Origin of the sequence: uncultured Streptococcus sp., assembly GCF_905372115.1 — a bacterium.
In the GTDB taxonomy this organism is placed as follows: Bacteria; Bacillota; Bacilli; order Lactobacillales; family Streptococcaceae; genus Streptococcus.
Genome location: NZ_CAJPNR010000059.1, coordinates 1 through 11,722 on the forward strand (window position 1 = coordinate 1; position 11,722 = coordinate 11,722).

The window sequence follows — 11,722 nt, forward strand, 5'->3', positions numbered from 1 at the left end:
TTGGATCCAAAACTTCACTCAGAAGAAGCAATCAAAGCCTTCAAGGAAAAATACGAAGCAGAAGAACTCGTACCATTCCGCCTCTTCTTGGAAGAAGAAGGTTTGCAATCACGCGCAATTAAATAATTCCTCTCGTCGAAAATCAAATGTAAATTTTGTAGACTTTATTTTTTGATTTTCTTAGAGCAGAACTTGAAAAGATCGGAGCAATCCGGTTTTTTTGTGGAGGATAACAAATGAATTTAAATCAATTAGATATTATCGTTTCAAATGTTCCCCAAGTCTGTGCTGACTTGGAGCATATTTTGGATAAAAAGGCAGACTATGTTGATGATGATTTTGCACAGTTCACGATTGGCAGTCACTGCCTCATGTTGTCTCAAAATCATTTGATTCCTTTGGAAAATTTTCAGTCGGGAATCATTCTTCACATTGAGATCGAGGATGTAGACCAGAATTATAAACGGTTGAAAGAGCTTGGTGCTGAAATTTTACATGGCCCAGCTGTAACTGATTGGGGAACGGAATCGCTGCTAGTTAAAGGCCCTGCTGGTCTAGTGATTGATTTTTATCGAATGAAATAGGTCTGTTTGACATAGAAAAAACGCATAAAATCAACTGATTACAAAAGTGTTGATTTTATGCGTTTTTATGTGAACTAATATTATATTTCGGCTAGAAATTAAGTTTTGTCCAACTTCTTGCTCTATATCAGCAGGTTTATTTAACTTCCCCGCCTTCAACAACTAGGTCGTCAGCCTTAGCAGCTTCGCCGTATGTTGGGTGGAGAGTTTCTTCATAGGCCTTGTGGAAGAAGTTTTCTTTGCCCAGTTTCTTGATTTCGTCGTTGATGTAGTTGAGCAGCTCGGTATTGCCTTTTTGCACAGCTGGGGCAATGGTATCTGGATCACCTAGCGAAGTGATGCCGACTTCAAAGCCTTTGTTTTCCAGCGCCCAGGCTAGGACTTCAGTGTTGTCCGTAGAAAAGGCATCGCCACGGCCGTCCAGCAGGGCTTGGTAAGCATCGCTGTACTGATCATACTTTTGCAGCTTGATATTCGGATAGTTCTTTTCAAAGTAGGTTTCAGCTGTGGTTCCTTTGGTGATGATCAGGGTCTTACCTTCCAACTGCTCAGGCTTGGTGATAACTGAGCCTTTTGGTGATACAACTCCAAGAGATACTTTCATATAGGGCAGAGCGAAGTCAACTTGTTTTTTCCGCTCGTCTGTGACAGTGAAGTTGGCCAGGGTAATATCGACCTTGTTGGAGATTAAGTATTCAGCCCGGTTGGCAGCATCTACAGGCACGTATTCTGGCTTAACGCCCAAATCTTTGGCTAGCTGGTCGCCCAGATAAATGTCATAGCCTTGATATTTGCCGTTGTTATCTACATAGCCGAACGGTTTCTTGTCGCTGAAAACCGCGATACGAAGCTTACCGCTCTTTTTAATTTCCTCCAGACTGCGGGCCTTGACCGTTTTGCTGGAAGCTGCGTCTTTGTTACCAGCATCTTTCTTGCTGGAACTGCCGCAAGCGACAAGGAAGAAAGCTAGAGTAAGGGTTGTTAAAGCAAAGATTGTTTTAGATAATTTCATAAGAGACTCCTTTATAAGATATGGAAATGCGAAGAAAACACAGAGCTACCAAAGAGCAGCCACATCAGTGGTGGGGTAGGCATAACTGTCAGCCTAGATGGCTGAAGTCAAAGACATTGAGAAATTCCTGGGCTCGCTGGGTTTTAGGTTGGCTGAAGAACTGTTGGGCGGTATTTTCCTCGAGGATACCACCTTGGTCCATGAAGATGACCCGATCGGCAATGGCGTGGGCGAACTGCATTTCGTGGGTCACAATCAGCATGGTCCGGCCTTCTTCAGCTAGGTCATTAATGAGTTCTAGCACTTCACGGACCATCTCAGGATCCAGCGAAGCAGTCACCTCATCAAAAAGGATGATTTCCGGGTGCATGAGGAGCGAACGGACGATTGCTACCCGTTGCTTTTGGCCGCCAGACAGTTGGCGAGCAAAACTGTGCTTTTTATCCGCCAGGCCGACCCGCTCTAGCAGGCTTTCAGCTTCCTTGATGACCTCGTCTTTCTTGCGCCCTTGAGCCTTTATGGGACCAAGAATTAGATTTTGAAGGACATCCAGATGGGGGAAGAGCTCATAGCTTTGAAAGACCATGCCAATCTTCTGACGAACGAGATGGAAGTCCTTTTTCTGGCTGAGGATGGACTGGCCGTCTAGTAAAATATCACCAGACTGGATGCTTTCAAGACCGTTGATACAGCGAAGCAGGGTCGACTTGCCGCAGCCAGATGATCCTAGGATGACCACGACCTCTCCTTTTTGGACAGAGAGAGACAGGCCTTTAAGGATGGCATTGCTGCCGAAAGACTTGCGAATGTCTCGTAATTCTAAAATGATTTCCGACATGATGTCCGTTACTCCTTCCAGATGGTTTCCAAATAAGAGGACAGCTTAGAAATAGGAAAGCAGACTGCGAAGTAAAGCAGCAGAATGCAACCATAAATCCAAAAAGCAGCAGAAGGGATAGACAGACGATTGCTGTCAATAATCTGCTGGCCGACCTTGACAACCTCAATGACTCCGATAAGGACGATGAGTGAGGTTGTCTTAATCATCCGCGTGATTAGGTTAATCGCCTGCGGCAAAAGCCGTCGCAGTACCTGTGGGATGATAATGTAGACATAGAGTTGGCGCTGCGACAGTCCCAGTGCCTGACCGCTCTCAAACTGATGCTTGGGCAGGGAAGTGATGGCCCCTCGTACCAAGTCTCCCATCTCCGCCGTTCCCCAAAGAGAGAAGACGATAATGGCTGAGAGTTCACCAGAGATATTGATGTCGAAGTTTCTGGCTAGGCCAAAGTAAACCAGAAAGAGCAGAACCAGCTGGGGCATGACTCGGATAAACTCTAGATAGGCTCTCGACAGAAAGCGCACGACTTTTGAGTGCGAGGTCATGATGATGCCAAAAATAATCCCCAAGATAAGGGAGATGATGACCGAGAGGATGGAAATACCAATGGTAACGCCCAGCCCTTGTAAGATACGTAAGAAATTATTCCCCTGAAAGAGAACTTGAATGCCCGAATCCTGCACGCCGCAGCCTCCTTTCTATCCAGCTAAAGCCAAGTGAAATTGGCAGCAAAATAATCAGATAAGCGATGACCAACATGAGCAGAGCCGTATCTGTCTCGTAGTAAAGGCCAATCAAGTCCTTAGCTACAAACATTAGGTCTGCCAAGGCAACAGCTGAAAATACTGAGGTTTCCTTGATTAAAAAGATGACATTGGCACTAAAGGAAGGTAGGGCAATAGCTGCAGCCTGAGGCAGGATGACATAGTAGAAGACTTGCACTGGTCGTAGGCCGATAGAGAGTCCGACCTCCCTCTGCGTCCGGCTGACTGCTTCAAGGCCGCTTCGGAAAGACTCAGCCATATAGGAACCACCCAGAAAGATTAGCCCAATCGTTGCACAAGCCTCAGAGGACAGAACGAGTCCAACACGAGGCAGGCCAAAGAAAAGAAAGAAAAGCTGCAGCAACAGCGGTGTATTGCGGGAAAACTCGATATAGGCGGTTGCTAGCGGCTTCAAAACTGGAACCTTGTAAAAGCGAATCAGGCTGACTAAGAATCCGACAGCAATCGATCCCAAAATCCCCCAAAAGGCGATGAACATGGTTAAAAGAAAGGCCTCTTGATAGAGGGGATAGTAATCACTGACGACGTCCCAGTTCACGGCTCTCACTCCTTAAACACTTGATGTTCCTAGTTTAGCATAGATAACAGACCTTTAGTAATATGTATTTTTTATCGCACTGATAAAGAAAGTCTATCACTGGTCTGAAGAGAAATGCTAGATTGGGGGGGTGTTATTTCAGTTGTGAAATCAATCGGTCATAGAATAATATTATTATTCGACATTATATTATAAGTTTTTTAGATTTTACTTTGTTATACTATAAAGTATAGAAAATCTTTTATCTTACTAAGGAGGAAGATATGACTGAAAAACTGACTTTTCCGGATGGTTTCTTGTGGGGTGGAGCGACAGCTGCCAACCAGTGTGAGGGCGCTTATGATGCAGATGGTCGTGGGTTGGCTAATGTAGATGTGGTGCCGATTGGTGAGGACCGTTTGGCCATCATCACGGGTAAGAAAAAGATGTTTGACTTTGAGGAAGGCTATTTCTACCCAGCCAAGGAAGCCATTGACATGTACCATCGCTTCAAAGAGGACATTGCCCTCTTTGGTGAGATGGGTTTTAAGACATATCGGCTGTCCATTGCTTGGAGCAGGATTTTCCCTAAGGGGGATGAGCTGGAGCCTAATGAAGCTGGCCTGAAATTTTACGAAGACCTCTTTAAGGAATGCCACAAGTACGGCATTGAGCCCTTGGTGACCATTACTCACTTTGACTGTCCCATGAACTTGATTGAGCAATATGGTGGTTGGCGGAATCGTCTCATGTTGGAATTTTACGAGCGTCTCTGCCGCACTCTCTTTACCCGCTACAAGGGCTTGGTCAAATATTGGCTGACCTTCAATGAAATTAATATGATTCTCCATGCACCATTTATGGGGGCGGGGCTCTGCTTTGAAGAAGGCGAAAATGAGGAGCAGGTCAAGTATCAAGCAGCCCATCATGAGCTGGTCGCGTCAGCCATTGCTACCAAGCTGGCTCATGAGATTGATCCGGAAAACAAGGTTGGCTGTATGCTGGCAGCGGGCCCAAATTATCCTAACACCTGTCATCCACGCGATGTATGGGCTGGTATGGAGGATGACAGGAAAAACTATTTCTTCATCGACGTACAGGCGCGTGGCGAATATCCTAACTATGCTAAGAAAGCTTGGGAGCGCGAGGGCATCAGTGTCGAAATGACAGAAGAGGACCTGCAGCTGCTGAAGGAGCATACGGTGGACTTCATTTCCTTCTCTTACTACTCTAGCCGGGTAGCTTCGGGCGATCCTAAGGTCAATGAGCTGACCGAGGGCAATATCTTTGCTTCTCTCAAGAACCCTTATTTAGAAAGCTCTGAGTGGGGCTGGCAGATTGATCCCCTGGGCTTACGCATTACGCTAAATACCATCTGGGATCGTTATCAAAAGCCTATGTTTATCGTGGAAAATGGTCTGGGCGCAGTGGACACTCCGGATGAAAATGGCTATGTGGCTGATGACTACCGGATTGACTACCTGGCAGCCCATGTCAAGGCCATGCGGGAAGCCATCAATGAGGACGGCGTGGTGCTTTGGGGCTACACGACCTGGGGCTGTATCGACCTGGTATCAGCCGGCACTGGCGAGATGAAGAAGCGCTATGGCTTTATCTATGTGGATCGTGACAATGAAGGTAAAGGAACACTCAAGCGCTCCAAGAAAAAATCCTTTGACTGGTACAAGGAAGTCATCGCAACTAATGGGGCATCTGTGAAATAGGAAAAAGGCTGAGATATGAATGTCTCAGCCTTTTTTAAGGATGTATTTTTAATAGGAACTTTAGTCTAACTGAAATTTAAATACTTTACAAGATTCATTATTTCAAGAATTCCTTTATTTGCTGGGCGATTTCCTCTGGCTTTTCGTCATGGATATAGTGGGAGCCTTCTAATGTCACAAGTTTGGCTTGGGCATTTTGCGCGACAAACTCTTCCTCTAGCTTGGGAGCTTCTCCGCCTTTCTGGACAGCCGCAAAGATAAGAGTTGGAATCTGAGGCACGGGTTCTTTGTTAATCGTTTCAACATTTTTCTTCCGATTCTTGACTTCGTTCATGACCGCCTGAGTGATTGACCGCTGGTGGAACAAGGCTTTAAAGATAGCTTTTTCCTGATCATTGAGGGCCCCAGACTTTATGGCTGGGCTGCTATTTTCATCAAAGAAAATCGGTAGGCGAGCTAAGCCTAGCATTCTCCCCAGCTGGATAGTCTGATAAGAGCCATAAAATTTCTGCTGGTCGGCCACCTCTGTATGAGGCATGGTCATATCCAGCCCGATAATAGCTTCTACTTCTTCTGGGTAATGATTGGCCCAGTGAATCGTTTCTAAACCGGCAATCGAATGCGGAACCAAAACATAAGGACCGGATATCTTAGCAGCTTTGAGGGCCTTACGTGTCTGCTCCACTTGTCTATCCAATGAGCGTTCATCGTTTCCATCATCGCTGTAACCATAGCCTAGACGTTCTACCACGACGATGCGATAATCCTCCTCTAGCTTGGAATAAAGAGCCTTGAAATCCAGCACCGGAGCATTGGTGCCCAGTCCCGCTAGGAAAACCAAGGTCTTCTTGCCCTTGCCGGCAGTGTAGACATTAAGCTTCTTACCCTCTACCTCGACTAGCTGACCAATCGGCTTCTCAATGAGTTTGCTTTCCTGAGCTATTTGAAAGCGGTGATAGAGAAAGATAGCCAATAAGGCCAGAGCTAAGAGTCCTACCAGCCAAGTGATTGTTTTAAGGATAAATATAAAGATTCTTTTCAACATAGAGATTCCTTTCTGTTCATCATATTTTAGACTCGCATACTTTTATTGATAATCTTTACTCCAAGCGGTCGTATAGTGATTTACACTAAAAGCGAATAGAAGTTTAATCAGGTAAAGTGATAAAAGAGCTGTCATACTGATTGGCAATTTACTGTAACTAATAAGAAGAATGCAACCCAACCCCGCCATAGAAGCACCAGTTAATGCTTGCTCCCTGCAATCTTTCAGTAGTTCGCTAACAAACAGAGCGCCTATCATCGCACCAAGCCAGACCATAGTACAGATTAGTAAAGACTGATTAAAAAGTAGAGCTAGAAGTAAGGGCTGAATGTGAATCAGGAGGAAAATACATCGTCGTTTTACAGACTCCTGATAATAATGATTAGTCCCTTGAGATAAATTAGCGATCACTCCTCCGCTGATATCTACAGATAAGAGGCAAAAAGTAATGATTTGCCATAATGGCCAATTCTGATCTGGCAAGGAAAGACGCCAGAGTAATCCAGTTACCAGAAAAGAGAAGGTCATCGTGATAACTATGGTCATCAGGCTTGTTTTCCGTCCAAATAGTTCCTGTAAAAACTTAGGTGTGCAAATATCTCTCAATATTTTATTCCTCCCTGCCCCATGATAAATTCTATCTGTTCCAATCCTTTTTCCATTAAAAGTGATGGTGGCATATCCGTATAAAGATATCGGATTACCAAAAGCCCTAAATTGTTATAAAGTATTTCCAGCAGGAGGTCGATTGGGTAGTTTTCTGGCAGAAGATGAGCCTTGCTTTCCAAGTAAGTCTTAATTGATTGAAGATATTGACTATCAAGATACAGCAAGTTGCTCAAATATTGACTGGAATCAGTATCAGAGGTGAGAATTTGAAAAATGCTCTGCCAGTCGGACTTCTCAACTTCAGTTATAGTTCCAACATCAGATATAATCTGCTTTTTAATACTTGCCACAAGCTCTGTATAAGTCTCAGCATTTTCATCAAATTTTGTAGTCAGCTTAAACTGCTTCTGGATAACTATTTCAATAAAAATTTGCCCCTTGCTTTTAAAATAATTATATAGAGTTCCAGTAGCTATATCACAGACTTCTGCAATCTCTCGCATAGAAACTGCTCCAAAGCCCTTAGAGCGAAACAACTCCCCTGCCACTTCTAAAATAGCTTGACGATTTTTTTCTTTTTTACTTACTTTCATTTTTAAATCCCTTTTCAAGATATGAATACGTTCATTTTATGAACTTGTTCATATTGTAATAAATAAAAGATAAAAAATCAAGAAAAAACTAAATAAAATTTAGTGGTCAAAAAAAGCCAGAAGGACTTATAATAAGAAAAAGGCTGAGACAATAACGTCTCAGCCTTAGTCTGTATCATTTTAAAAGATTTGCCTTAGAGCACCCACCACTGGTAGAGGGACCAGTAAAGGATATTAGCGACTACTGCCAAAGCAGATAGACTGGTCATGGCCGTCAGGAAGAGGCGTCCCTTGCTGATCTTTTCTCTGGATTTTCTGAAGAGCGGCAGCAGAGCCGCAGCGGTTAGTAGGAGTCCCAAGGCAGCAAAGAGCATGTAGCGCCAAGGAGCTAGAGAATCAAGGTCATCTGACATCAAAGGTATCATAATCATTAGTAGGTTTAGGGGAACAGCCAGAATACCAAGAGAAGTCAGCAGATTCCAGACCTTCCAAGTGCGGTCTGTGCGCTCAACCGTTTTTCGGGAAATCAAGCGATAAGCTCCTAATAAAAGGCTGATGATGAGTGTTCCAAAACCATAGACAATTCCAAGAATACCTAATCCTAAGATGATATAGTCTTTATAGAAGTCGAAAGCAGAGATTTTCTCATAGTCTACCACAGCGACGGGAATTGTAATCTTTCCCTTGCTCTCATAGATGGTCCAAAAATTGGTACTCAAGATTCGGTTCTGAGCAGGATTGTCAATCTTCTCTATTGAGGGCATCATGAGTCTTAGAAAGGACAAGGGGCCATGGAGATAGGTGCGCGGAGAACGGTAGTAGCCTGGTGTAAACTGCTTTTGGGTATCTTCGTCAGCTGTTTTACGTTTTCCGAAAACCAGTTCAGACATTTGGTAGTTGTAATTCTCTTCCATGCTTTGATTGGTCATGACTATGTAGCCGATGCCACTTTCCAAGTCTAGCATAAGCCGGGAGCTGAAACCATCAGTATTGCCGCTGTGGCCAATGATGCTGACTCCGTATTCGTTGATCCAAAAACCGTGGGCATTGCGGGCGATGTCTGTACCTGGATAGGTCGAAGTGGGATTGTAGAGAGTATTCCAAGTTTCTGGACGTTCAAAGAGAACCTTGCGCCCCAGCAGAGCCTGAGCAAATTTCTGTAAATCCTCCAAGGTACTGGCTGCTTGGCCAATTGAGTAGAGACCATATTCATAAAAAGCTGTCCCTAGTGAATTTCCCTTTGTATCATAGGCCTTAGACTCTTGGCGTTTTTTCTGGACATAGGGATTATCAGATAAGTCCGGTAGGAGAGCTGTCTTGTCCATGCCAAGCGGCTGGAAGATATGCTCGTGGGTATAGTCAGCAAAGGTCTGGCCGGAAATCCGCTCGACAATCAGAGAAGCGAGCCCAGCACCATAGTTGGAATAAGAGGTTACTGTTCCAGGTTCAAAGGACTGGACAGGCTGGAGCATGCGTAGATTTTCCTCTATATTTTTATCACCTTTTGTGTAAGATAGAGATTCATCAAATCCCGTCTGATGATTCATGAGATCCAGCATCGTGATAGCTTTGTCGAAGTGCAGATTTTTAAGAAAATTCTCTGGCAGATAGGTCTTGATATCTTCCTCTAGGTCAATCTTTCCTTGTTCCCAGAGTTGCATGACAGCTATCCAGACGGTCAGCTTGGTCACAGAGCCCCAATCAAAGACGCTGCTGTTGTCAGCTTTGATGCCTTTTTCTTTATCCATATAACCGAAGTTGCCTTGATAAATGGTGCTATCCTTGTCAAATACTGCCGTTTCCATAGCGGCAGTCGTCTTTTCATGCTCCTTGACATAGTCTTGGATTTTCTGGCCGATCTGGTCACGTTCGATACCAGATGGGAGTTTCTGCTCTTCAGCCAGTGCGGTAATTGGTCGAAAGAGTCCTAAAGTCAAAAGAGTTAAAAGGATTAGGGAAAATGTTTTTTTCATAGCTGGCTCCTTTCATATTAGAATACCCACCACTGATATAGAGACCAATAGAGGATATTAGCGGCCACTGCTAAGGCAGATAGGCTGGTCACGGATGTTAGAAAGAGGCGGCCTTTGCTGAGCTTTTCTCTGAACTTTCTGAAGAGAGGTAACAGAGCGGCTGAGGTTAGCAGGAGTCCCAAAGCAGCAAAGAGCATGTAGCGCCACTGAGCGATCTCGCTGAAATCTCCTGGAATTGCTGACATGAATAGCAGAAAGAGATTGATTGGAACAGCCAAAATACCAACAGCTGTTAGGAGGTTCCAGACCTTCCAAGTGAGGTCTGGCTGGTCTTGTTTCTTGCGAAAGATAAGCCTATAGACTCCTAGAAGCGGGCTGATGATGAGGAGGCCAAGGGCGTAGATGATACCAAGTCCGGCCAAGCCTAGAACAACATAGTCTTTAAAGAAATCAAAGTCAGAGATTTTCTCATAGTCTGCGACAGCCACTGCGATACGGGTCTTGCCTTGGCTCTGATAAATGGTCCAGAAGTTGTTTGGCAATCGCTGATCGTCAGATGGTTCCTGCAAGTAGTCTGCGGAGGCTGGAATCATTTTAAAGATAGCCAGGGGCCCTTGATTAAAGTTACGCAGAGTTCGATAATAGCCTGGACTGAACTGCTCTTTGGTTTCCTTACTGGCTGTTTTGCGCGGTCCAAAGACGAGCTCTGGCATTTGGAAATTATAATTTTGCTCTGTACCTTGATTGGTCATGACGACATAGCCGATACCGTGCTCCAAGTCCAACATTATCCGTGAAGTAGCGCCAGGTGTATTTCCGCCGTGGCCCAACACAGTAGTACCGTATTCGTTGGCCCAAAAGCCATGAGCATTGCGGATGATATCCGTGTCAGGGTAGGTGGAACTGGCAGTATAGAGGGTGCTCCAGGTCTCTGGGCGCTCAAAGAGCGTCTTGCGAGCCAGCAGGGCTTGGGCGAACTTCTCCAAGTCTTTCAAGGTGCCAGTAGCCGCTCCGATAGGATAGATGCTAGTGATGAAATGGTCCTTGCTCAGTAAGTTTCCTTTAGTGTCGTAACCTTTGGTTTCTTGACGCTTTTTCTGAACGTAGGAATTGTCTGATAGATCCGGCAAAATAGCCGTTTTATCCATGCCCAGTGGTTGGAAAATATGCTCATGGGCATAGTCGGCAAAAGTCTGACCAGAGATCCGCTCGACAATCAGAGCAGCCAAGCCAGCACCGTAATTTGAATAAGCTGTGACTGTACCGGGTTCAAAGGACTGAATAGGTTGTTGTTCTTTAAGGATTTCTTCGATACTTTTATCGTCTTGTAGGTACATGGTTACCTCATCAAATCCTGCCTGATGACTCATCAGATCCAACATGGTGATAGGTTTGTCATAGCGGAGATTCTTAAGAAAGCCCTCTGGCAGATAGGTGCGGATGTCTTCTTCTAGGTTAATCTTACCTTGCTCCCAGAGCTGCATGACAGAGACCCAGATGGTTAATTTGGTTACGGAGCCCCATTCAAAAACGCTATCATCATCAGCCTTGATGCCTTTTTCCTTATCCATGTATCCAAAGTTGCCTTGATAAATGGTACCATTCTTGTCAAAGATAGCAGTTTCCATGCCAGCTGTTGTTTTTTCATGTTCCTTGACATAGTCTTGGATTTTCTGGCTGATCTGGTCACGTTCGATACCAGATGGCAGCTTTTGAGACTCCTCAGCCGATGCAGTAATTGGCCGGAAGAGTCCTAGAGTTATAATCGTTAAAAGCGTTAGAATAAATGATTTTTTCATAGCATTTCCTTTCTGTTCAACTTTAGTATTCACATAAGCTGAGTTCAGATAGTCGGCGCAGTCTCCTTTTAATTTAGAATCAGGTTATTCTTGTTTTTTAATCATGCGTTTTTCTCTTCCTTATCCGCCCGATACCAGAGATAAATACTGTAAAGGGTCAGAATGGCCAAGCCGCCAAGGTAAAAGAGGGAGTTAACCTGAGAGAAATCAAACTTATCAGCTAGGTTGATGCCGACAAAC

Annotated in this window: 11 protein-coding genes and 1 pseudogene; 2 read left to right on the plus strand and 10 right to left on the minus strand. The window is 44.6% G+C overall.

Annotation, left to right across the window (positions count from 1 at the left end; genetic code table 11):
* Positions 1–236: 236 nt before the first annotated feature.
* Positions 237–584, plus strand: coding sequence for a VOC family protein (locus tag QZ169_RS10810; RefSeq protein WP_295506983.1), 348 nt, complete (start codon positions 237–239; stop codon positions 582–584).
* A gap of 136 nt (positions 585–720) precedes the next feature.
* Here the strand turns inward: QZ169_RS10810 and QZ169_RS10815 are convergent, their stop codons facing one another.
* From QZ169_RS10815 to QZ169_RS10830, 4 genes are all read right to left on the minus strand, one after another.
* A complete protein-coding gene (locus QZ169_RS10815; protein WP_002901451.1) occupies positions 721–1,596 on the minus strand; it encodes a cysteine ABC transporter substrate-binding protein in 876 nt (291 codons plus the stop codon).
* Between the two features lie 88 nt (positions 1,597–1,684).
* Positions 1,685–2,434, minus strand: coding sequence for an amino acid ABC transporter ATP-binding protein (locus QZ169_RS10820; RefSeq protein ID WP_295506986.1), 750 nt, complete (start codon positions 2,432–2,434; stop codon positions 1,685–1,687).
* An 8-nt stretch (positions 2,435–2,442) separates the two neighbouring features.
* Positions 2,443–3,120 carry an amino acid ABC transporter permease gene (locus QZ169_RS10825; RefSeq protein WP_295506988.1) on the minus strand — a complete coding sequence of 226 codons (678 nt, stop codon included), beginning with the start codon at positions 3,118–3,120 and terminating at the stop codon, positions 2,443–2,445.
* On the minus strand, positions 3,080–3,760 hold the full coding sequence (locus QZ169_RS10830; protein ID WP_295506990.1) for an amino acid ABC transporter permease: 681 nt from the start codon (positions 3,758–3,760) through the stop codon (positions 3,080–3,082). Before QZ169_RS10830 ends, QZ169_RS10825 begins: the two co-directional genes overlap by 41 nt.
* A 263-nt stretch (positions 3,761–4,023) precedes the next feature.
* On the opposite strand from QZ169_RS10830, the gene QZ169_RS10835 reads away from it, so the two are divergent.
* Positions 4,024–5,463, plus strand: coding sequence for a 6-phospho-beta-glucosidase (locus QZ169_RS10835; RefSeq protein WP_295506991.1), 1,440 nt, complete (start codon positions 4,024–4,026; stop codon positions 5,461–5,463).
* A 97-nt stretch (positions 5,464–5,560) separates the two neighbouring features.
* On the opposite strand, the gene QZ169_RS10840 is transcribed toward QZ169_RS10835, so the two are convergent.
* From QZ169_RS10840 to QZ169_RS10865, 6 genes and pseudogenes are all read right to left on the minus strand, one after another.
* Positions 5,561–6,508 (minus strand): alpha/beta fold hydrolase, encoded by a 948-nt coding sequence (locus QZ169_RS10840; protein WP_295506993.1) that lies wholly within the window; start codon positions 6,506–6,508, stop codon positions 5,561–5,563.
* Positions 6,509–6,550: 42 nt separating this feature from the next.
* Entirely contained in the window at positions 6,551–7,114 is a 564-nt protein-coding gene (locus QZ169_RS10845; protein WP_295506994.1) for a hypothetical protein, read from the minus strand.
* A complete protein-coding gene (locus QZ169_RS10850) occupies positions 7,111–7,710 on the minus strand; it encodes a TetR/AcrR family transcriptional regulator (RefSeq protein WP_175859727.1) in 600 nt (199 codons plus the stop codon). Before QZ169_RS10850 ends, QZ169_RS10845 begins: the two co-directional genes overlap by 4 nt.
* Before the next feature lie 194 nt (positions 7,711–7,904).
* Complete coding sequence (locus QZ169_RS10855) at positions 7,905–9,683, minus strand: serine hydrolase (protein WP_295506996.1); 1,779 nt, start codon at positions 9,681–9,683, stop codon at positions 7,905–7,907.
* A gap of 17 nt (positions 9,684–9,700) precedes the next feature.
* Positions 9,701–11,482, minus strand: a complete 1,782-nt coding sequence (locus tag QZ169_RS10860) for a serine hydrolase (RefSeq protein WP_295506998.1) — start codon at positions 11,480–11,482, stop codon at positions 9,701–9,703.
* 101 nt (positions 11,483–11,583) lie between these two features.
* A pseudogene (locus QZ169_RS10865) lies at positions 11,584–11,722 on the minus strand (CPBP family intramembrane glutamate endopeptidase); the annotation flags it as partial.